This is a genomic window from Paraburkholderia sp. SEWSISQ10-3 4 (assembly GCF_030464785.1).
GTDB lineage: Bacteria > Pseudomonadota > Gammaproteobacteria > Burkholderiales > Burkholderiaceae > Paraburkholderia > Paraburkholderia aspalathi.
This window is the reverse complement of record NZ_JALPRI010000001.1, coordinates 157584-177875: the sequence shown is the minus strand read 5'-3', so window position 1 is coordinate 177875 and position 20292 is coordinate 157584. Positions and strand designations below refer to the sequence as shown.

Sequence of the window (20292 nt, the reverse complement as noted above, 5' to 3'; positions counted from 1 at the left end):
TGACAAGAATTGTCGATCCGACTAGTCCATGTCAGTTGCCGCTCCCCTTGCCCGCGAGACCGTCATGACCGTAGCAACGCCCACATTAACCATCGAAATCGATCGGCAGCAGCAGTTGCCGATCTATCTGCAGATCTGCGAACGCTTCAGGACCGCGATCGCCGCGGGGCATTTGCGTCCCGGCGATCGCGTACCAGCGCTGCGCGGCCTCGCCACGCAGTTAAGCACGGCGCGTGGCACGGTCGAGCTGGCCTACACGATCCTCGTCGACGAGGGCTACCTGCAGATGCGCGGCGCGGCGGGCACGTTCGTATCGTCGTCGCTGCCGGCATCGGTGACGCGCTCGTCGCGTGCGCCAGGCGTTCAGGACGCACGCGGCAAGCAGAGTAACGGAGGAGCGGGCACGCCGCAGACGTCGGGCGAATCGCGCAGTGGTCAAGCGGCGCCACGCCAGCAGGCCCTCGCCGTCGCCATGAGCGGCGCGCCGCGGCCGTTGCAACCAGGGCTGCCCGCGCTTGACGCATTCCCGAACAAGCTATGGAACCGGCTCGTATCGCGCCGCGCACGCAGCGACGACCGCGCGATGCTCGCGTACCCGGATCCGTCCGGGTACCGGTCGCTGCGCGAACATATCGCCACGTATCTCGGGCTCTCGCGTGGTGTGACCTGCCTGCCGGAACAGGTGTTCGTGACCGGCGGCTACCGTGCGACGCTCGAACTCGTGTTGCGCAGTCTCGCCCGCCCGAACGATCGCATGTGGTTCGAGGATCCCGGCTATCTTCTCGCGCGAGGTTATCTGGCCGAAACCGGCGTGCAGCTCGTGCCGGTGCCGGTGGATAGTGAAGGAATCGATGTTGAGCGCGGCACAGTGCTGGATGCAGAGGCGCGCTTCGCCGTGGTCACACCGTCGCATCAGAGTCCGCTCGGGCAGACGCTGTCGCTCGCACGACGCATGGCGCTGCTGGACTCGGCAGAGAAAGCGTCCCGCTGGATCATCGAAGACGACTACGACAGCGAGTTCCGTTATCTGGGCCGGCCATTGCCTGCTTTAAAGAGCCTCGACCGGCGCGATCGCGTGATCTATTCCGGCACGTTCAGCAAGGTGATGTTTCCCGGGTTGCGGCTCGCGTATGCGGTGATGCCCGAGCGGGCCGTCGAGCGTGTCGAGCGGGTGGCGCACAGCATGAACGCCGGATCGCCGACGCTATTGCAGGCGGCCGTGGCGGATTTCATTGGACAGGGGCATTTTGCGCGGCATCTGAAGCGCATGCGTGCGTTGTACGGCGAGCGGCGCGTGCTGATTGTGAACGCGCTGGAGCAGGCGTTTGGCGACCGGCTGATTGTCGATTTGCCGCCAGGTGGAATTCAGTTCGCGGTGCGGTTCGCCGAAGGCCCCGATGGCCCGGTCGACGACGTCGCCGTCGCCGCGCGCGCCCGCGAGGCGGGGCTCGGGGTGCTGGCGCTTTCGATCTGGTACGCGAATGGCCGCGCGCGGCGCACGCCGCGCGGCCTCGTGATGGGCTTTGCGAACGTCGCCGATGCGCGTGAGGCAGGCCGTCTCGCGCGAACGTTGCGCGCGTGTCTGGACGGTTGACGCGCTTTATGCGCTCCGCTGAGCCTCACTCGCCGCCATGCTCGCGCTTCGGGTTGCCTGCGCGGCAAGCGAGGCGAACACCGCATCGCCGGTAAGTTGGGCACGTGCCGCATCGAGTGCCTCGGCTACGGCCGCTTCGCCCATCACAAGCCCCTGCAGGAGAAGAAACTGCACGCTGTGGATGCCGATCGTTCCGAGTGCATAGCGCAGATACGGCGTCAGAAAGTCCGGCTGCCGCGCGCGTTCGCCGCTATGGACACCGCCGGAACCGACGATCACGATGGTCGGCCGGTCGCGCATCAGTCCAACCTTGCCTTCCGGTGTTGAGGCAAACGTCCGATGAATGCGCAACGTGTAATCGATCCACAGCTTGAGCGCTGCCGGCACCGTGAAGTTGTGCATCGGCGTGTTGATAATGAGCGCATCCGTCGTTTCGATTTCATCGATCAGTTGTTCGGAGACATCGAACAGAGCCTTATCCGGCGTGCGCGATGTGACGGCGCGCGCATAGTCGCGGGCGACGGGCGGTAGTGGCGCAGCTGCCAGATCGCGTTCGATAACTTCGATGTCCGCTGCATCGGGTGCGGTGTGCTCGCGCAGTACGCCGACGATCTCGTCGGCAAAACGGTAGCCGTGGCTTTCCTCGCCTTGTGGGCTGGCGTTGATCAGTAGAATTTTCATGACGTAACCGTCGCGGAATGGGCAAGGGGAGCAAGGGGTTCGACGAAGTGCATGCCGCGAGCGAGCAACCCATTGCGGAAATAGAAGCGTTGCGCAAGCGGCATGTGCAGGCCCGTGTCGAGCACGAAATGCACGCAGCCGGCTTCGCGTGCGATCTGCCGTACCGCGTCGAGCAGTTGCGCGCCGATGCCGCCACGCTGCAACCTGTCATCTACAACCAGATCGTCGACATAGACGAAGCGGCCATACAGCAGATTAGTCAGCGTGCGATAACCGGCGAGGCCGACGATGCTGCCCGCGTCTGACGCAGCGAGCAGGCGATAGCCTTCAGCATGCTGTTTTGCCACCTGCGCGGCGAACGAGTGCGCGTCCGTCAGATGCGGGCGCAACTGACGCATAACGTCGAATGCGGGCAGTAGCGATTCGGGCGTGTCGAGGTGAACGAAGCGAAGCGGGGCAGGCATGGGCGTCTCCATAGGGAACGACGCTCACGATACCTGGCGCACGGCCTGGTCGATAGAGCCAAGAATCTGCGATTGGACCAGGCCATCCGGTGGACTCGCCGGCAATCAAACCTGTGTTTTCAAGGTGCCGGATTCAGCAAGGTTTTGTCGGACGCATACGGATCTTCAGCATGCACGACTACGGCGGTGACATTATCGCGTCCGCCGCGCGCAATGGCCAGGTCGACCAGTTCATCAGACGCGCGCTCGCACGTCACCGTGGTCAGCACGCCCAGTATTTCTTCGTCACTGATTTCATTGCTCAAGCCGTCGCTGCAAAGCAGGAAGACGTCACCGTCCGCGACCTCGATCGCATCGTCGTCGAGTTCGAGCACGTCCGTTGCGCCCACCGCGCGCGTGATCATGTGCTGCGCCGGATGATGCCGCGCCTCTTCGTCGGTAATCACGCCGAGCGACTTGAGTTCTTCCACCTGACTATGATCGCGCGTGAGTTGCCGCAATTGCCCTTCGCGATACAGATAGAGCCGACTGTCGCCGGCCCATAGGTAGCCGCAGAAGCGGTCGCACGCGAGCAGCACGATGACGGTGCTGCCGATCCGCTGCACCTGGCGGCGCGCGGCTTCGTCCCGCAGTTGGCGGTTGGCCTTTTGCAGCCGTGCTCGCGCGTCGGCGATACAGGTTTTCATGGCGAGCGGCGGCGCGAGGCGGCTCAATGCATCGATCACCAGCCGGCTCGCCAGATCGCCGACCGCGTGCCCGCCCATGCCATCGGCGACGGCCCAGCGTCCGGGTTCGGGCTGGGCGAGGCAGGCATCTTCGTTGATTTCACGGACGCGTCCCGCGTCGGACCGCGCGGACGACGTCCATCGAAATTGGCTCGGACAGGTCACAAGAGCTACACCATATCGTTTCTACTGCGTGCGTCGGGGGAGACGTTGATGTTCGAGTTCGCACCGGTGTTGCGTACGTCAACCGACTGGAACGTGTTGATCATCTGGTTAGCATAGAAGTTGTTCGAGATGTCGTACAGGTTCACGACCGGACCGATGCTCGGCGTTTCCCGCACATAGGGCTGAATCCAGCCGTACACCCACGGCGCACCGCCGCCGCCGCGGATCGCCGCCATTGCTTTACGGTCGAGCGCCAGGTTCAGCGAGAGGTCGTTTACTGTGATGGAAGCCATATCGTTCTCCGGTTGGCCGCGTGCGTCGGGCGCGCGGTTGAAAAGGAATTGAACGTGATGGTGCAAGTGCCATGCCAATTTGCGGCTCGAGCAGGCGCTTTCTCGTAGCGCGTTGATTGGTGGGCGATTCCGCGCGGCTGGTTGCCAGCGCCTTGTCGTGCGGCGCCGAGGAGGTCGGGATGCAGCCAACATCCGGGCGCTCACACCGGTGCAGGACCCAACACATTGGCCGGACTCCCGGCCCTTGGCGAACCTGCTCGCTAAGGCTCAAACAACACGCCAAATGATCGACGTCTGCCAACAGATCGGCTCGATTTGTGTCGGCTCCCGGCGCACACATACGGCACTCAAAATGCCTCCCAATTCCTGCCAGCCCTTTAAATAAAGGCTTTTCGCCACATGGCCCGGATGATGCAAAAGATCTCGCAACAGTGTTGGATATTGAAGCGAGACCAGCCATGAACACGAACCACCTCCCGACGAGCAGCGAAGATCAAGACGAACGCTGCAATGAAACGTCGACCATCGACCTGCCGATCGGCGCGCATCTCGTTACGCAACGGCGCGGCTACGAACACCACGGCATTTATGTCGGCAATGGCCGGGTGGTTCATTACGCCGGTTTTGCGAGCTCGGCACATCGCGGTCCGGTGGAAGAAGTGGAATTAACCAACTTCGCCGCCGGTCATCCCTTGACGATCCGCCCAACCCCGAGCGCCCGCTACGTCGGAGATGAAGCCGTGCGCCGTGCGCGCTCCCGCCTTGGCGAAAACCATTACCGCCTGCTGACGAATAACTGCGAGCACTTCTGTGCGTGGTGCCTGCTTGGCGAAAGCCGCAGCGAACAGGTGCATTGCTGCCTGACGCATCCCCGTGCCGGCGTTCTCACGCTGGTGTGTCTGGTGAAGGCGTTTGTCGAACGCACCGCGAAGAATGGTCAGGTTGCCGCCCAACTCGCGTGAGCGGGCAGTAACGAGTTATCAGCAATTCAGGGATTCAAGGATCGAGGAGAGCATCATGGTTGCCGCAGAAAAGACTTTGCACTGGGCCGTCGATAAATGGCTTGCACCGACCCCCTCGATGCCCGCACGTGTCGTGCAGTTTTGCCACCGCGCGTCGCAGCATCAGCGTTACGTTTGTGTGGAAGCTCTGCGGCCGAGCGGGTTGTTGTCGATCTTCTTCTTCCGTCATGACGACGGCTCGTGGAACGTGTTCCCGCCGCAAGCCGAACGGCCCGCCATGAACGGCCATCGACGCGCGGCGGTTTGCTAGCTTTGTGTGTGCGCGGCCGCTTCCTTGACGATCCACTGACTGAACAGCAGCATCGCCGACGTCATCGGCTTGCCCTTCAACCACGTCAGCCAGTAGCTGCCGGCGTGAACTTCCACTTCGAACGGCCGCACCAGCCGGCCCGTGTTGATCTCGTGATCGAACATCAGCGCCGGCGCCAGCGCGATACCCGCACCCTGCATGGCCGCTTCCACCATCAGTCGCGATGAATCGAACACCGGGCCGCGAATCGGCCGCGGCGGGATGCCGGCGGCCGTGAACCAGCTCATCCAGTCGTCGACGCGATAGGAACGCAGCAACGTTTCGTTGGCGAGATCCGTTGGCTCGGACAGACGCTCGGCGATCTCGGGCGCACACAGAATGGCGAGCGGTGCGTCGAGCAACCGGGTGGCGAGCGAGCCTGGCCAGGTGCCGTCGCCGAAACGAATCGCGAAGTCGAGGCCTTCGGTGGCGAGATCGACCAGATTGTTGTTCGTCAGCAGCCGCAGCTCGACAAACGGATGCGCGTCGCGAAACGACTTGAGCCGCGACATCAGCCAGCCCACCGCGAAAGTGCCTACCACCCCGACCGTCAACACTTCGTGAAAGTGGCCGCCGTCGAACTGTTTGAGTACGGCTTCGATGCGATCGAATGCGTCCGTGAGGACAGGGCGCAGCGCGAGGCCTTCGTCGGTCATGGCCAGTCCACGTGGCAGACGTTTGAAGAGCGCGGTGCCAAGCCGCTCCTCCAGCGTTCTGACCTGCTGGCTCACGGCCGCCTGGGTGACGTTCAATTCGAGCGCGGCGCGCGTGAAGCTCAGATGTCGCGCGGACGATTCGAAGGCGCGCAGCGCATTCAACGGGAGATACGGTCTCATGGCAGAGGCATAAGATTTTCTAGGGGATCGACTAACTTATCATCGTTTGCCAGCGGGCGCCGAAAAACCGATAGTTGCGGCTTCACATAAGGAGCGGCGATGATCACAAGACGGAAATTCGCGGGCGCGATGCTCGGTGTTTCGATAGCTGGGGTTGCGGTTGGCAGTGGTGGCGCGTTCGGAAAAGCGGTGAAGGCGGGCACAGCAAAGCCGGGCGGCAGCGTGGCCAAGGCGGACGCCATTCGTCAACGGCTCGCGCAGATCGAAGCGGAAAGCGGTGGGCGGCTGGGCGTTTCGATCGTCGACACGACCTCCGGATTGCACGCCGGTTTGCGGACGGACGAGCGGTTTCCGATGTGCAGCACGTTCAAACTGCTGGCGGCGGGTTTCGTCTTGACGCGCGTGGATCGCGGACAAGAAGACCTGGAACGGCGCATCGTGTTTTCCAAAAGCGATCTTGTGCCGTACTCGCCCGCTACCAGCCAGCACACTCGCGAGCGCACTGGCGACGCGGGGATGAGCGTCGCCGATTTGTGCAAGGCGGCCATTACGCTCAGCGACAACACCGCGGCGAATCTGTTGCTGGCGAGTTTTGGCGGCCCCGCAGCTTTGACCGCGTTCGCGCGCAGTATTGGCGATGGCATCACGCGTCTGGACCGCAACGAGCCGACGCTGAACGAAGCGACGCCCGGCGACCCGCGCGACACCACCACGCCCAACGCCATGCTCGGCAATCTGCGTGAGCTGCTGCTGGGCGAGCGTTTGTCTTCGCCGTCGCGTGCACAACTGCTGGCCTGGCTCGCCGCCAACCAGACCGGTGGCGAACGGATTCGCGCGAAGCTGCCGAAGGATTGGGGCGTCGGCGATAAAACCGGCACGGGCGATCACGGCACGGCAAACGACGTCGCGATTCTGTGGCCGCCGGGACGCGGGCCGATTCTCGTGACGGTCTACCTGACCGAGACGAGCGGCGATGCGGCGCGCAGCAATGCGGCGATTGCGAACGTCGGGGCGTTGATCGTGGCGTCGGTTTGATGGTGTGAGCGTTCGTGCTGGTAAGCCGTCGCCTGTCCAGCTGCACAGGATCTACGCAGTTGGCAAGCGATGCGTCTTGACGTACGATTCGTCTCGCCCAAGGGCCACGACAAATACCTGGCTAGCAACAGACGGTCGGCTATCCGTGGACTTGGGCGTTTTCATTTCTAGGCCCGCGCAACACGCGAGTCGGCTGTAATTTGGGCCACAGGCTGAGCAGCACCTGCAGCCGGAATCAACTTCCCTCGCACCAGCAACCCGAGCGTCTTCACCACCAGAATTCCAATCACCACATTCGCCGCGATGAACAAAACCGGCGCGATCCATTCGAGCGGACCCGTTGCGCCTCGTTCGACCATGCGAATCGCCATCGTCGGCAATGCGGCTACACCGAAGCTGAACGCCCAGTATCCCGGTACGAATGCTTGCTGACGAATCCACGGCAGCAGACGCAACAGCATCAACACCTGGTAGAGCCCATAGCCAAGCAGCATCAGCGCGATCAGATCAGGCGTACCACTGCTTAAGCTCAGATACGTCACGCCGCCCACCACCGGCGGTGCGAGCTGAATGCCGAGGATCGGACGCAGTGCTTCGGGCAGCGCTTCATGCACGGCGGCGCGGTGCAGAATCATCGATTCGATCGCGAGCCAGGACAGCACGCCGGCGCCGAAGAACAGCCCGCCCAGCTGATGAAAACCGAAGGCAGCCGCAGCCGTGCCCGCGACAAAACTCGACGCGACGGTTGGCAGATAAATGGCCGCCGTGATCAGTTCAGGCTTGCGGCCACCTTGCCACAGCCGTCCATGCAGGTACACGCCGAGCACCAATTGCGCGACCACGGCCACGCCGAACAGTGCAAGCGCAACCGAATGCGCATAAGGCTGCAAGATCTGTGCGGCCAGCAAACTCGAAACCGGCACAAGCGCCGCAAACGACGATTGCACCGGATGCTGCATTTCCGCACGAGCTTCAGCTGCGTGCGTCAGCCATTTATGCCCGTATGCGAGCAGAACGACAACCCACACCGCAAGCGCTGCGACGCTCAACACGTCTCCAGCGATGGTGGGCAGATGCCACACCCTGATCGCCACACGCCACAAGTTGGCGAACGCCAGCGCGCCCACCGCGATCCCGAAGAAAGAAACTGGAATCGTGCCACGATTGCTGTTCATCTCTGATCCTCCGAAACGTTGCGACGCGCTACGGTGCTCCAGCGTTGCGCGTTCGATAACGTACTGTAGAGGGGGGCGGCAAAACGCTGAATGCTGGGGCGGCTCAACAAATGGCGCGATCGTCTCAACGTGCATTCACAGCGCGTGCTTTGCCCCAGTTGCGCCACGTTCCGCCGGTTTTCGCCGCCCAGGCGCTGATTTCCGGCTGTTTCGGCCCCGAAGAACCACTGCCTGGTATGACAGCCCCGCGTCATGGCGTAAAATTTCAACTTCGATATGAAGTAACGTCATTTACGCTAACTCATGCCAACGCCTGCGGACAAATCAAACTCAAAGGAAAGCGAGGGCGTTGCCGTCATCGATCGTGCTTGCGCGATTCTGTTCGCCTTCAGGCCGGACGACGACGCGCTCACGCTCGCCGAGCTTGCGGCTCGCACGGGCCTCTACAAGAGCACGCTGCTGCGGCTGGCGGGTTCGCTGATTCAGCACCGCCTGCTGCTGCGACTAGACGACGGCCGCTATCAACTCGGCTCCGCCACCTTCATGCTCGGCGCGTTGTATCAGCGCAGCCTGAACGTCGGCGACATTGTGGTGCCGCTGATGCGCGAACTCGCGGAAACGAGCGGCGAAAGCGTCTCCTTTTATGTGCGCGACGAGGCGGTGCGTGTGTGTCTGCATCGTGTGGACTCGACGCATGCGGTGCGATTTCACGTGCGTGAAGGTGACGTGCTGCCGCTGGAAAGCGGCTCCGGCGGTCTTGCATTGCTGGCGTTCGGCGGCAAGCCGGGCGAGCCGTACGAGAAGATTCGCGAGGACTTCTACTGTGTGTCGATCGGCGAGCGTGATCGTGAGACGGCGGGGGTGTCGATGCCGGTATTCGGTGTGCGGCAGAGTTTGCGAGGCGTGCTGACGCTTGCTGGCCCGAGTTCTCGCATCGATCAGGCGTTCCTCGAGAGCAATCTCGGCGCGCTGTTCGATTGCGCCGCACGCGCAACGGATGCATTAGGCGGCGACTCGCGCGCAATGCGCAACGCGCAGCGGCGCGCGGCCGAAGTTCAGGACAGGTGACGCTCGGGCTTGCCTGTGTACGTGTAGTTCATCTGGCGCGGCATCGGGCCTTTGTTGCGCTCGTTGCGTCCGCGTTGCTCCCATGCATGCGACAGAATGCCGACCGCGCGTGACAGGCAGAACACCCCGCGTGCCAGCTCCGGCGCAAAGCCGAGTTCCGCGTAGATCACGGCGGTAGCGCCGTCGATATTCATCGGCACAGGTTTGTTCTTGCGCTGCTTGAGCAAGGCTTCAATGCCGCGCGCGATAGCCGCGTATTGTCCGCTGATACTTTGCTGTTCGACGCTTTCGTCCACGAGCGAAAGAAGCCGGATGGCGCGCGGATCGACCGGATGAAAACGGTGCCCAAAGCCGGGCAAATACTTGCCATGTTCGGCGGTAAAAGCATCGACACCTTGCTCGACCGCATCTTCCAATGTGGCACCTGCTTGTATGCGTTCGGCGATGGAATCGTACAGTTCGACCGCCTGCTGACCGGCACCGCCATGCACATCATCCAGTGCATTGATCGCCGAGGCCATCGCGCCGTTCAACGGCAAACCGCAACTGGCCGCCATCCGCGAGATGGCAATCGACGGTGCATGCGGACCATGATCGACCGATGCCACCAACGCCGCTTCGAACAGACGCGCTTGCGCCGCATCGGGCAGTTCGCCGCGCAGCATCAGCCAGATCATCTGCGGAAAGCTGACGTTGCCGATCAACTCCTGAATCGGGAAACCGCGCACCTTGATCGAGCCGGGATGGATATCGATGATCGAGGTGCTCCAGTACTCGGCGGCGAGCTTGGCGGCGTCGAATGCTTGCGTCATGTTCAGATCACTCCTTCGGAGCGTAGATGGTCGATTTGCGCGTCGTCGTAACCGAGCGAGGCGAGATGTTCGCGCGTGTGAGCGGATAGAACCGGCGCGGGTGCGGTCGGCGCTGTGTCGGCATCGGAGAGGCGAAAGCCCGCCCGGGTGACGCGTTGCCGCTCAGTGGCGCCGTCGCCGGCAAATTCGCGGATGAACTCGCGCGATTCCAGATGCGGGTGCGCGAGAATCTCCGGCACCGACATCACGCGCCCGGCCGGCACACCTGCTTCGAAGAATTTGGCTTCCCAGTTCGTCGCGCTGTCGCTTGCCAGTGCCGCTTCGATTTCGGCTTTCAATGCTGCGCGATTCACTTTGCGCGCGTTGCGCTCGGAGAAGCGCGCGTCATCGAGCAGATCCGCACGGCCGATCAGATGGCAGAGGCTCGCGAACTGCTTGTTCTCGTTCGCGGCGATGTTGAGGGGGCCGTCGCCGGTTTTGAAGGTGCCCGAAGGCGCGGCGGTGAAGTTCTCGTTGCCCATCGGCTCGGGCGTGACGCCGGCATTCAGATAGTTCGACACGACCCAGCCCATCGTCGCCAGCGTGGCTTCCAGCATCGAGACGTCGAGCATGCGGCCGTGTCCGCTCGCGCGGGCGTCGACCAATGCGGCGCAGATGCCGAACGCCGCCGTGAGACCGCCTACGGTATCCGATACCGGATAGCCGACGCGCAATGGTGCGCTGTCGGCATCGCCGGTCACGCTCATCACGCCCGAGATGCCCTGAATGATCTGATCGTAGGCCGGGCGTTTCGAAAACTCGCCGTCCATGCCGAAGCCGGAGATCGCGCAATACACGAGCTTGGGATTCACTTCACGCAGGGCGTCGAAATCGAGGCCGAGCCGCGTCATCACACCGGGCCGGAAGTTTTCGACCAGCACGTCCGCGGTTTTGACGAGCTCGCGCAAAATGGCCTTGCCGCGCGGGTCTTTCAGATTGAGCGTGATGGACTGCTTGCCCGCATTCACCGCGACGAACGAGGCGCCCATGTTGCGCATGGATGCGCCCTTGTCGGCGCCCAAACGCCGCGCAAGATCTCCGCCCTCGGGGTGTTCGACCTTGATCACGTCGGCGCCGAGCAGCGCGAGTTGATATGCGCAAAAGGGTCCCGCCAACACATTCGATAAATCCAGTATCCGTACTCCAGCCAACGGCAGCGTCATCTTTGAAGCCTCTTGTTCAATGCGTTCAATGCGAAATTTCGTCGAGATTGCGATTGTTGGTACGCGGCCCGAAGATGCCGATCGCGCCCATCACCATCACCATCGACACAGTGATCAACGCGAACACGCCCGGCACCTGGAAGTGGCGCAGCGCGAAGGCGATCATGAAGCCGGAAAACATCGCGGATAAACGCGACATCGAATAAACGAAACCGACCGCGCGGGCCCGCAAGCGCGTGGGGAACAGTTCGGTCTGATACGCGTGATAGCCGACCGAGAGCAGTGTGCCGCTAAGGGTGATCAGCACACCGAGCGTCATCAGCATGGCGGGCGAGGTTTGCGTCGCGAACAGACTGCCGAACACGGCGATACCGAGTGCCGACAACACGATCAAGGTCTTACGTTCGATGCGGTCCGCGATCGCCATGCCGATCAGCGGTCCGAACGGATTCGAAGCTGCAATCACGAACGAGTACATCAGGCTGTGCGTGATCGTTATGCCTTTCGAAACCAGCAGGGTCGGCACCCATGACGCGAAACCGTAGAAGCCGATCGCCTGGAACAGGTTGAACACGAGCATCGTGATCGCGCGTTTGCGATACGGCGGCTGCCAGATTTCACGGAAGGCCGCCTTCGTGGTGGCGGGCTCGACTGTCGGGACAGGGGCGGGCAATGGCTTGCCGTATTGCTTCGCGACTTTCGCTTCAATCGCCTGCAGGACCTGTTCCGCTTCGGCGGCGCGGCCTTGCTGCGCGAGCCAACGCGGGCTTTCCGGCACGCGCCGGCGAATCGCCCACACCACGACCGCGCCGAGCGCGCCGATGATCACGACCCAGCGCCAGCCGTCGACGCCGTACGGCGTTTGCGGCACGAGCCACCATGCAAGCAGGGCGACCGACGGCACGGCGGTGTACTGCACCAGATGAACGAAAGCGAACGCGCGGCCACGCAGATGTTTCGGCACGAGTTCGCTGACGTACGTGTCGATCGTCACCAGTTCGACGCCCACGCCGATGCCCGCGATCAGGCGCCACAGGTTGATAGCCGGCGCGCTGGTTTGCAGCGCCATGATCAGTGTGGCGGCGGAATACCACAGGAGCGATACGGTAAACACGGTTCGGCGGCCATAGCGGTCCGCCATGCCCGCGAAAAAGAACGTGCCGATGAAGAGTCCCGCGAACGACGCCGCTACAAAAGCGCCCAGCCCGGCCACGCCGAAGAACGACGCGGTGGTCGTCGCGTAGAGCCCGCTTTTGACGAGGCCCGGGCCGACATAGGCCGTAAAAAACAGATCGTAGAACTCGAACCAGCCGCCGATCGACAGCAGGAATACCAGCATCCATACCGTGCGCGTCGCGGGAAGTCGGTCGATGCGCGCGTTGATGCCGGTCGTAAGTCCCTGCGCACCGGCGCTTGAATCGGGCGACGCGCCGGGTGCTTCGATCGGCAGGCTTGCCATGGAATCCTCCTTGGAGTCTCTTGCTGTGTCGTTCTGTTCAACAGAACGACGTTCTATTTAATGGGTGTGCCGAGATTAGTCCGTGTGGCGTCTGCCAGGAATTCGGGGTTTTACCTAGCCGTCAAACTCCCATTCGCTGCAACATCGCGAGAAGGGCGTCGAATGAAAGCGGCTTGCGCGCGTATGCGATGCTGGGATTCGGTTGCACGGGGATATCCGCGGCCGCGCTGCACAGGATGATCGGAATCGCGCGCAGATTGGGGTCGTTGTAAAGCGCGGCGCACAGTTGCAGCCCCGACATGACCGGCATCATGCAGTCCGACACGATGATGTCGGGCCGGGTCTTGTTGATCTGTTCAAGCGCGGCCGCCCCGTTGGAGGCCGTCAATACGGCATAGCCATGCCGCTCCAGCAACAGTCGCCAGACCGTGAGGATGTCGAACTCGTCGTCCACGACCAGAATGGTTTTCATGGGTGGCTACGTTTCTCGTCGCGGCGTCAGCGTGGCCGACAGGCCTTGCGCTGAAACCACGTTGGCGGGGCTGAGCGGGCTTTCGATTACGTCGAGGCCCTGAGACGAAATGAGGAGCTCGCGCAGCGACGTGTCGTGCGCGCTTTCGCGTTGCTTGACCACCGAAATCATGCGTCGCAAACCCGTGTCCGTTTCGGCGTAGCGCAGCAGCACAAGGTTTTCGGTCAAGGCGGAGACCCGCACGCTCTTCGCGTGTCCGGGGTCGGCGTAAAGCGGCAACTCCTCAGTCAGTATCGTGGTGACGCAGGCTTCCCTCAGTTGATGAAGCAAGGCATTCAGGAACAGGCCGAAGCGTTCGGTTCGCAAGGCGGAATCGCGAAAGCCTTCCACGCCGTCGATCACGATCCGCTTCGCACCGCTCTGCTTGACCGTGGCAAGCGCAACCGCCGCGAGTTCGTCGATCGCGAGTTCAATGGCGGGTTGCCATTGAATCATGAGGCGGCCGTCGTCGTACGCGTCGGCGAGATCGATCGAGACGGCCTCGGCTTTGCCGACCAGCCGCTGCGGCCCTTCGTAAAATCCCAGGTACGCGCAGCGTTCGCCGCGCGCCACGCCGGCCGCGAGAAACTGCAGGCAGAGCAGGGTCTTGCCGACACCTGACGGCCCGATCAGCGTGGTCGTGGAACCTTGAGCAAAACCGCCGCCGAGCAGATTGTCGAGATGCGGGAGACCGAAGCCGAGCCGTGTTTTCAGATCGACCGGGCCTGGTTGCGCGGCGCATTGCGATTCCAGGCGCGGGAACATCAGAAGCCCGCTTTCGGCGATGCGAAAGAAATGCTTGCCCATCAGATGGTTGCGCGCCCGCATCTTGTGCACTTCGATTTCGCGTCCACGGCGCATGCCGTCGTTATAGCGGTTCAGCTCGATCAGACCGTCAACCAGCGTGTGCTCGGGGTGCGGTTCGTTGCCGGAGAGCGGCGCGAGCAACAGCGTGGTGCAATCCATTGCCGCGGCCAGCGCGTTCAGTTCGTGGATGAACTTCGATAGCGACAATTCGGTTTCGCTGAATTCGCGTGCGCTGCGAAAGCCGTCGATGATCATGAGGCTCGGCCGATGGTCGTAAATGCTCGACGCAATCAGCTTGAGGAAGCCATCGAGACCGTCCTGCATCAGCTCGTGATAGCCGGACACGAACAGCATTTGCTGCGCGACGGCGGTTTCGTCGAAGAAGCTCAGGCCTTTGAGGTGCGCCAGCAACTTGTCGTGCGACTCGGCGATCAGGGTCACGTAGAGCACCTTTTCGCCCTTGCTGACACGATGAAAGCCGATCTGGCTCGACAGAATCGTTTTGCCTGCACCGGCCATGCCTTCCAGCAGATAGACGCCGCCGCTGACCAGACCTCCGCCCAGGATCTCGTCGAAACCGGGGACACCTGTTTCGATGTTGGAGCGGGAAGGTGTCTGAGATTCGTGGATAGTCATTGTCGATATGTCGTTCAAAGTACGGAGGAGCGACAGCTTGCAAATGAAATCAAGCGGAGGTGCGTCGCTCAACCTAACCGCGCCAGCAATTCGCGTTCCTGGTCGTGGGCGCCGCTAAGCGTGTCGGCATTCGGTGAGGGGAAACCTGGCTGCGCCCGCCTCCCGCTTGGTGAGCAGCAAGGAAGAGGCCAGCGCGCAGCGTGCGCAAGGGGCGCGGGAGAGGGGGCTTACAGGGCGGGGCACCGGGAGTGTGGCGGTGTTTTTTTCAAATCGATGCAACGAAGGGGGCACGGCAATGGAGGAGACGAGATATCCCTCGCGCATGCAAAGTGCCCGTCATGCGCGAGGATGAGGCGTTTTCTGCTCGGTCGGTAATGGCGCGGCAATGAGCCAGTTGCGCCTTAGCTACACGCGAAACTGCTCGCGGCATTAATATCGCCGCCTTGATAACGGGCGACTTTCGGATACGCACAGAGCGGCCGCGTGCGTCCCGCACCCCAATCGGCCGGCACGTCCGTGTTCGGCACGACATTGCTCGCATCGCGCGCGGTGGCGACCACGCTGTCCGGCGCCTTGCCCTGTTCGACCCAGGCGATCATCGGCGTGAGCATGTCGAACTGGTCGGTGCTCGGACCGCCGGAGCAGGGGTTCATGCCGGCGATCGTGTAGAGACGGGCGAAGTTCGAGGCGTCGCCGCCATTGGCTGCCGTGAGCCGCTGGTACCAGTCGGTCGTATCGTTCGACGAAAACACCGGGTCGCTCGTGCCGTGATAAACCATGAGCTTTGCACCGCGTTGCTTCAACGCACTGAGGTTGGTCTCGTCGGGTGGCGTCATGAACGACCAGGCGGACTCGCTATACACGCCACTCGTGGCGAAGATCTTCGGCGCGTCGGTATCCATGCTGAAGTTCAGCGCGTAGGCCGACAACTGGCTCAACACCGATGCGCTCTGTGGCGGCGTGGTGAACGTGAACGCCGCAGCGGCGGGATCAAGGGTGATCGAGTTCGCCTGCTTCCATGCCGACCAGCCAGGGCCGAGGCCGGCGTCGTATGGAAAGCTCGAATACAAGGCCGTGCCGGCGCTGTTGCGTGCGCCTGAGAAGACGTTGCCGATCGCGTCCTTCTGCGCGCTCGTCAGACAGGTTCCGTCGCGCACGTTGTTCGTGCAGGTGGGTACGTCTGTCGCCAGGCTGAAATTTGCCTGGCATGCCTTGATATCCTGAATGAGGCCGTCGCTGGCGCCGTCGAGTGAATCGCATTTGGCCAGTATCTTCGAGGCCACCATCTGACGTTCCGCTGCGGTAAAGCCGGTCGTGATGTCGGGCAGGCCGTTCGTGGTCGCGGCGGTCGCCACCTTGGCCAATTGCTGCGCGCTCCACATTTCGCCGATTGCTGCCTTCGGCAAGTGGAAGCCCGGGTCGCCGGCAATGATCCCGTCGTATTGCGCCGAAGAACGTGCCGCCGCGACCAATGCATGACGGCCACCGTTGGAGCAACCGTCGAAATAACTGCGGTCCGGCCCCTTGCCGTAGGCGAGTTTGATCACCTGCTTGGCCATCGGCGTGAGCGTGGCGACCGCGTTGTAGCCGTAGTCGAGGCGTGCTTGCGGGTCGAGGCCGAACAGCGGGTTTTGCGACGCGCTGTGGCCTGCGTCCGAACTGATTACAGCGAAGCCCATGTTGAGCGCGTCGTTGGTCGGGCCGCCGCCGCCGATTTCACCGGTAGCGGTCACCACATTCCCATCAAGTCCGCCATTGGCCTGATAGAAGAAGCGCCCGTTCCATGCCAGCGGCAGACGCATCTCGAAGCCGATGGCGTACGTCTTGCCATCGACGCCGCTCACGCGCTGATTCATGCTGCCCTGGATCAGGCAGTGCTCGGCGATCGGTTTGCCGGCCACCTTGAGCGTGCCGGCCGCGACGTCTGACACCGAGGTGAAGACGGTGTTGGCGAACGTGAGTTTCGCGGCGAGCGCGGCGCAATTGCCGGCGAGTGTGCCGGGAGTCGCCGCATTCAGTTGTGGCAGGGCATTCGTGCTCGTGGTGGCCGGGTCGCTGACATCATTGCCGCCACACGCGGCGAGAGTCAGTGCCGCCGCTGCAGCCAGTGCGATGGATGTGTGCTTCATGCGGTATCCCCTAGAACGAGTGACGAATGCCGAGCATTACGCCGGTCTGGCCGGTGCCCGCCGTGGGTGTCGTGCCGCCGCCTCCGGCGCTGACCGAGTAGCGGGCCTTCGCGCTGTTGGCGAGATACGAGCCCTGCGCGTAGACGGCGGTGCGTTTCGACAGCAGATAGGTGGTGCGCAGCGTGCCCATCGTGGCGCGCGTGTCGTGCTCGCTATTGGTGATGTGATAGACCTCGCCGTCGACGATGAAAGCCGGCGTCACGAAGTACGAGGCGCCCACGAAGAACAGATTCGAGCGCACCGCTGCAATCGTGACGGCCGATGGTTCGACCCGGCGATTGAGCCAGCCCGCGCCGATCTTTGCCTTGCCGATATTGGCGTAGGCGCTGACGTGGGTGCGAATGTCTTTGTCGGTGGCATTGGTGAGCGGAATGGGCGCAACGCCGTCGAAGAAGTTCGCCGCAGCAGTGCTCCCGCCGCGTTGCTCTTCATACGACGCCGCAACGCCGAACAGCGGCGCGTCGTACTTCAACATCACCGACCACTCACGGCATTCCGTTGCATGCCCGGCGACAGAGCCGCTGCAGGTGCCCTGGCCCGGCGAGTTGCCGGTGCCCGCCGCGTCGCGGCCGAATGAATAGTTCGCGCCGAGCGTCACGCCCGCATAAGTGCCGAGGTAGCTCACCGAATTGTCGGCGCGGGCGTTCGGCACGTAGGCGTCGAGCGAGCCCAGCCCGTAGATGTCCGGACCAATCAGGTCCGCGCCCATCAGCGCGAGATACGTCATCGTGTACTGTCGCCCGAACGAAACGGTGCCGTACGGACTCTTGATGCCGACGAATGCCTGGCGCCCGAACAACCGGCCGCCCTGGCCGAGATCGCCGGCGCGCACGTTGAAACCGCTTTCCAGCGTGAATACCGCGCTATAGCCGCCGCCCAGATCTTCATTACCGCGCAGGCCCCAACGCGAAGGCAGTTCGCCGGTGACCGACGGCATGCGAAAAGCGCTTTTGCCCGCGGCGTTTGCGTGCGATACGTATTCGATGCCGGTGTCGATGATGCCGTAGAGCGTTACGCTCGATTGAGCCGCCGCGGCACCGCTGACGGCGCACAATGCGCTGCAAAGAAGAATGCGTGTGGATGCTTGCATGCTGGGTGTCTCCAAACCGTTGATCGAATGTGGTTGTTGTTGGTGGGTTTTCTTGAATCTTCTTGAGTTTTCTTGCCTGGTCCGGTCAGTCGTCAGCACGCGGACGGCGTAGCAACAACAGCGCAGCCGCGGCGGCGATCAGCGTGACGGGAATGCTCGCGCCGATCACCGTCGACGAACTGCGCCCCATCGCCAGCAATTGACCTGCTGCCAGCGGTCCGACCACCGAGCCGATACGGCCCACCGCCACCGCCGCGCCGACGCCGGTGCCACGCATGGCAGTCGGATAGAACGCCGCCGAGAGCGCGTAAAGCACCGATTGCCCGCCGATCACGAACATCCCCGCGAAGAAAGCGGAGGTGGCGAGCGCGCCGAAACCGGGCGCCATCGAGAGCGCCGCGAGCGACCCGATGATCCCGACATACATGCCCGCCACCACGAGACCCGAACGCATCCGGTCCATCAACATACCGATGCACAACGCGCCGATGCCGCCGCCGATGTTGAAGAAAATCTGCACATAGCCCACTTGTGCGCGTGACAGACCGCTTGCGGCCATCAACGAAGGCAGCCAGTTGAGCAGGAAGTAGAGGACGATCAGCGTGCAGAAATAGCTGACCCAGATCTGCACGGTCGAGAGGCCGCGTGTACCGCCGAACAGGATTTCGCCCACCGGCGCGGGCTTCGCCTGACCGTCTCGGGAGGCTTGAGTGAATGCCTTCGAATCCGCGAGAAACACGAGCAACAGCGGCACCAGCACCAGCGGCCCTGTGCCGCCGACGTAGAAGATATGCCGCCACTCGGTGTCGCCCGCACTCAACACGCCGATCACCGAAGCGATCACACCGCCGAACGGAATGCCGCAATACATCACGCTCACGGCGGTGCTGCGCGAGCGCGGTTCGACCGCTTCCGACGACAATGCAATCAGGTTAGGCAATGCACCGCCAAGACCAATGCCTGTCAGCACCCGCACGATCACCAGCGTGTGAAAGTCGCTTACTAGCGCGGTCGCGATCGACAGCAAGCCGAACAGGCATGCGGAAATCACTAGCACGCGCTTGCGGCCGATGCGGTCAGCAAGCCGTCCGCCGAACATCGCGCCCGGCAGCAAGCCGAAGGTTCCGGCGCTGAACGCGAGACCCATTTGCCCGACCGAGAGACCGAACTCGCGTGCCATCCGTGGCGCGGCGATGCCGACTGACTGCAGATCGAGCCCTTCGAGCAACGCGACGGCAAAACACAATCCGAGTGTGACAAAGGCGCTTGTCCGGCTGGACGTCGCCGGTCCTGCAAGGCTTTCTGTCGAGGGTAGTATTCCGGCTCTTTTCACGTTAGTGATCCTTATTAAAATGCGTGGTTTTCCGGCGTCGATGAAGAGCGGCAGGTGCGGAGCCGCCGTCTGGTGTGCCGGCTTGGCGCAGAGACGGTTGCGTTTGCTCAATGCCGGGGCGGTCCGGTGTTCCAGACCGGCTCGATGAAACGGGACTCAGACCGCCGTCGAGGTCACCGAGGAATGTTTAAGAACCGCCCGGCGAAAGCCGCAGCGCACAGCACATCGGTTCGATGTCTGCGTTGCTGTCCGTTTGATTCGACGCGATGCAACGCGTCTCCACACGCTGCATCGTGGATAGGATTTAATATCAGGTAGACTGATAATACAAGTGCAAATGCTTCGGTGAAAACACCTAGCAATTTGCAAAGACGGAGAAGTTAGTCGCGCAGGTTGCGCACGAAAGTTTCGAGGTGAGTTTGTACGACGCCGGCCGTGTCGAGCTCGAGACCTTCCATCATCTGTTTCTCGATCGTCTTCACCGCTTGCTCGCATTCGCGCAGCACGGCCCGCCCTTCATCGGTCAGTTGCAGCAGCACGATGCGGCCGTGCGTCGGGTCCGGCTCGCGGCTGACCCAGTTCCGGCTCGCCATGGCGTTCATCACTTCATTGGCCGATTGCGGCGTGATGAAGGAGCGTTCGGCCACTTGCGCATTGGACGCCTGCCCCTTTGCGTCTAGCACCGAAAGCGCGGTGAATTGCGAAAGCGTGAGACCGAGTGGTGCGAGTGCTTCGGTCATGCGGCGCCGCAGGATGCGGTCGAGACTTCCGATCACGTAGGCCAACCGCAGATGCGGGCGACGGGTACGCGTAGTGGTGGGTTCGGCGGGCGAATCTGGATTTTTGCTCATGGTGGGCTGGAGGTCCGGTCTAGCCTGCATCTTAGCGCGCCTCTGCGTTAATTCG

20 protein-coding genes are annotated in these 20292 nt (G+C 62.6%); 5 read left to right on the top strand and 15 right to left on the bottom strand.

What is annotated here, in order from left to right; all coding sequences use genetic code 11:
• The first annotated feature begins 64 nt into the window (after positions 1-64).
• Positions 65-1594, top strand: a complete 1530-nt coding sequence (locus M0D68_RS00815) for a PLP-dependent aminotransferase family protein (RefSeq protein ID WP_266223530.1) — start codon at positions 65-67, stop codon at positions 1592-1594.
• A gap of 6 nt (positions 1595-1600) precedes the next feature.
• Here M0D68_RS00815 and M0D68_RS00810 read toward each other — a convergent pair whose 3' ends face one another.
• The 4 genes from M0D68_RS00810 to M0D68_RS00795 all read right to left on the bottom strand — a co-directional run bounded on the left by M0D68_RS00810 (position 1601) and on the right by M0D68_RS00795 (position 3922).
• The gene (locus M0D68_RS00810; RefSeq protein ID WP_266223529.1) at positions 1601-2275 is read right to left on the bottom strand and encodes an FMN-dependent NADH-azoreductase; all 675 of its coding nucleotides are present in this window, start codon (positions 2273-2275) and stop codon (positions 1601-1603) included.
• Positions 2272-2739: a GNAT family N-acetyltransferase gene (locus tag M0D68_RS00805; protein WP_266223528.1), complete on the bottom strand. Its 468-nt coding sequence runs from the start codon at positions 2737-2739 to the stop codon at positions 2272-2274. The genes M0D68_RS00810 and M0D68_RS00805 overlap by 4 nt, the downstream gene beginning before the upstream one ends.
• A gap of 119 nt (positions 2740-2858) precedes the next feature.
• The gene (locus M0D68_RS00800) at positions 2859-3629 is read right to left on the bottom strand and encodes a PP2C family serine/threonine-protein phosphatase (RefSeq protein ID WP_175049064.1); all 771 of its coding nucleotides are present in this window, start codon (positions 3627-3629) and stop codon (positions 2859-2861) included.
• A gap of 5 nt (positions 3630-3634) precedes the next feature.
• A complete protein-coding gene (locus M0D68_RS00795; protein WP_093637794.1) occupies positions 3635-3922 on the bottom strand; it encodes a hypothetical protein in 288 nt (95 codons plus the stop codon).
• A 458-nt stretch (positions 3923-4380) separates the two neighbouring features.
• Here M0D68_RS00795 and M0D68_RS00790 point away from each other — a divergent pair, with 458 nt between their 5' ends.
• Both M0D68_RS00790 and M0D68_RS00785 read left to right on the top strand, forming a co-directional pair.
• Entirely contained in the window at positions 4381-4884 is a 504-nt protein-coding gene (locus M0D68_RS00790; RefSeq protein WP_093637657.1) for a lecithin retinol acyltransferase family protein, read from the top strand.
• A 55-nt stretch (positions 4885-4939) separates the two neighbouring features.
• The gene (locus M0D68_RS00785; RefSeq protein ID WP_093637652.1) at positions 4940-5194 is read left to right on the top strand and encodes a hypothetical protein; all 255 of its coding nucleotides are present in this window, start codon (positions 4940-4942) and stop codon (positions 5192-5194) included.
• Here the strand turns inward: M0D68_RS00785 and M0D68_RS00780 are convergent.
• Positions 5191-6069 (bottom strand): LysR family transcriptional regulator, encoded by an 879-nt coding sequence (locus tag M0D68_RS00780; protein WP_200621462.1) that lies wholly within the window; start codon positions 6067-6069, stop codon positions 5191-5193. The genes M0D68_RS00785 and M0D68_RS00780 overlap by 4 nt on opposite strands.
• Positions 6070-6168: 99 nt before the next feature.
• Here M0D68_RS00780 and bla point away from each other — a divergent pair, with 99 nt between their 5' ends.
• Positions 6169-7104 (top strand): class A beta-lactamase, encoded by a 936-nt coding sequence (bla, locus tag M0D68_RS00775; RefSeq protein ID WP_093637645.1) that lies wholly within the window; start codon positions 6169-6171, stop codon positions 7102-7104.
• A gap of 167 nt (positions 7105-7271) precedes the next feature.
• Here bla and tehA read toward each other — a convergent pair whose 3' ends face one another.
• Positions 7272-8279, bottom strand: coding sequence for a dicarboxylate transporter/tellurite-resistance protein TehA (tehA, locus tag M0D68_RS00770; RefSeq protein WP_266223527.1), 1008 nt, complete (start codon positions 8277-8279; stop codon positions 7272-7274).
• Between the two features lie 303 nt (positions 8280-8582).
• Between tehA and M0D68_RS00765 the strand changes: the two genes are divergently transcribed.
• Complete coding sequence (locus tag M0D68_RS00765) at positions 8583-9347, top strand: IclR family transcriptional regulator (RefSeq protein ID WP_200621458.1); 765 nt, start codon at positions 8583-8585, stop codon at positions 9345-9347.
• Here the strand turns inward: M0D68_RS00765 and M0D68_RS00760 are convergent.
• The 9 genes from M0D68_RS00760 to M0D68_RS00720 all read right to left on the bottom strand — a co-directional run bounded on the left by M0D68_RS00760 (position 9335) and on the right by M0D68_RS00720 (position 20237).
• A complete protein-coding gene (locus M0D68_RS00760; RefSeq protein WP_266223526.1) occupies positions 9335-10159 on the bottom strand; it encodes a citryl-CoA lyase in 825 nt (274 codons plus the stop codon). The genes M0D68_RS00765 and M0D68_RS00760 overlap by 13 nt on opposite strands.
• A gap of 2 nt (positions 10160-10161) precedes the next feature.
• Positions 10162-11361, bottom strand: a complete 1200-nt coding sequence (locus M0D68_RS00755) for a CaiB/BaiF CoA-transferase family protein (RefSeq protein WP_266223525.1) — start codon at positions 11359-11361, stop codon at positions 10162-10164.
• A 25-nt stretch (positions 11362-11386) separates the two neighbouring features.
• Positions 11387-12820 (bottom strand): MFS transporter, encoded by a 1434-nt coding sequence (locus tag M0D68_RS00750; protein ID WP_093637622.1) that lies wholly within the window; start codon positions 12818-12820, stop codon positions 11387-11389.
• A gap of 121 nt (positions 12821-12941) precedes the next feature.
• On the bottom strand, positions 12942-13292 hold the full coding sequence (locus M0D68_RS00745; RefSeq protein ID WP_093637618.1) for a response regulator: 351 nt from the start codon (positions 13290-13292) through the stop codon (positions 12942-12944).
• Positions 13293-13298: 6 nt separating this feature from the next.
• Positions 13299-14774 carry an ATPase domain-containing protein gene (locus M0D68_RS00740; RefSeq protein WP_093637615.1) on the bottom strand — a complete coding sequence of 492 codons (1476 nt, stop codon included), beginning with the start codon at positions 14772-14774 and terminating at the stop codon, positions 13299-13301.
• Between the two features lie 401 nt (positions 14775-15175).
• Positions 15176-16903, bottom strand: a complete 1728-nt coding sequence (locus tag M0D68_RS00735; RefSeq protein ID WP_266223524.1) for a tannase/feruloyl esterase family alpha/beta hydrolase — start codon at positions 16901-16903, stop codon at positions 15176-15178.
• 10 nt (positions 16904-16913) lie between these two features.
• The gene (locus tag M0D68_RS00730) at positions 16914-18053 is read right to left on the bottom strand and encodes a porin (RefSeq protein ID WP_266223523.1); all 1140 of its coding nucleotides are present in this window, start codon (positions 18051-18053) and stop codon (positions 16914-16916) included.
• 85 nt (positions 18054-18138) lie between these two features.
• On the bottom strand, positions 18139-19386 hold the full coding sequence (mhpT, locus tag M0D68_RS00725) for a 3-(3-hydroxy-phenyl)propionate transporter MhpT (RefSeq protein ID WP_266223522.1): 1248 nt from the start codon (positions 19384-19386) through the stop codon (positions 18139-18141).
• 380 nt (positions 19387-19766) lie between these two features.
• Entirely contained in the window at positions 19767-20237 is a 471-nt protein-coding gene (locus M0D68_RS00720) for a MarR family winged helix-turn-helix transcriptional regulator (protein ID WP_175049047.1), read from the bottom strand.
• Positions 20238-20292: the final 55 nt, after the last annotated feature.

Coding starts and splice junctions, on each gene's coding strand:
- M0D68_RS00815 (WP_266223530.1), top strand. CDS start 65: ATGACCGTAGCAACGCCCACATTAACCATCGAAATCGATCGGCAGCAG.
- M0D68_RS00810 (WP_266223529.1), bottom strand. CDS start 2,275: ATGAAAATTCTACTGATCAACGCCAGCCCACAAGGCGAGGAAAGCCAC.
- M0D68_RS00805 (WP_266223528.1), bottom strand. CDS start 2,739: ATGCCTGCCCCGCTTCGCTTCGTTCACCTCGACACGCCCGAATCGCTA.
- M0D68_RS00795 (WP_093637794.1), bottom strand. CDS start 3,922: ATGGCTTCCATCACAGTAAACGACCTCTCGCTGAACCTGGCGCTCGAC.
- M0D68_RS00790 (WP_093637657.1), top strand. CDS start 4,381: ATGAACACGAACCACCTCCCGACGAGCAGCGAAGATCAAGACGAACGC.
- M0D68_RS00785 (WP_093637652.1), top strand. CDS start 4,940: ATGGTTGCCGCAGAAAAGACTTTGCACTGGGCCGTCGATAAATGGCTT.
- M0D68_RS00780 (WP_200621462.1), bottom strand. CDS start 6,069: ATGAGACCGTATCTCCCGTTGAATGCGCTGCGCGCCTTCGAATCGTCC.
- bla (WP_093637645.1), top strand. CDS start 6,169: ATGATCACAAGACGGAAATTCGCGGGCGCGATGCTCGGTGTTTCGATA.
- tehA (WP_266223527.1), bottom strand. CDS start 8,279: ATGAACAGCAATCGTGGCACGATTCCAGTTTCTTTCTTCGGGATCGCG.
- M0D68_RS00765 (WP_200621458.1), top strand. CDS start 8,583: ATGCCAACGCCTGCGGACAAATCAAACTCAAAGGAAAGCGAGGGCGTT.
- M0D68_RS00760 (WP_266223526.1), bottom strand. CDS start 10,159: ATGACGCAAGCATTCGACGCCGCCAAGCTCGCCGCCGAGTACTGGAGC.
- M0D68_RS00755 (WP_266223525.1), bottom strand. CDS start 11,361: ATGACGCTGCCGTTGGCTGGAGTACGGATACTGGATTTATCGAATGTG.
- M0D68_RS00750 (WP_093637622.1), bottom strand. CDS start 12,820: ATGGCAAGCCTGCCGATCGAAGCACCCGGCGCGTCGCCCGATTCAAGC.
- M0D68_RS00745 (WP_093637618.1), bottom strand. CDS start 13,292: ATGAAAACCATTCTGGTCGTGGACGACGAGTTCGACATCCTCACGGTC.
- M0D68_RS00740 (WP_093637615.1), bottom strand. CDS start 14,774: ATGACTATCCACGAATCTCAGACACCTTCCCGCTCCAACATCGAAACA.
- M0D68_RS00735 (WP_266223524.1), bottom strand. CDS start 16,903: ATGAAGCACACATCCATCGCACTGGCTGCAGCGGCGGCACTGACTCTC.
- M0D68_RS00730 (WP_266223523.1), bottom strand. CDS start 18,053: ATGCAAGCATCCACACGCATTCTTCTTTGCAGCGCATTGTGCGCCGTC.
- M0D68_RS00720 (WP_175049047.1), bottom strand. CDS start 20,237: ATGAGCAAAAATCCAGATTCGCCCGCCGAACCCACCACTACGCGTACC.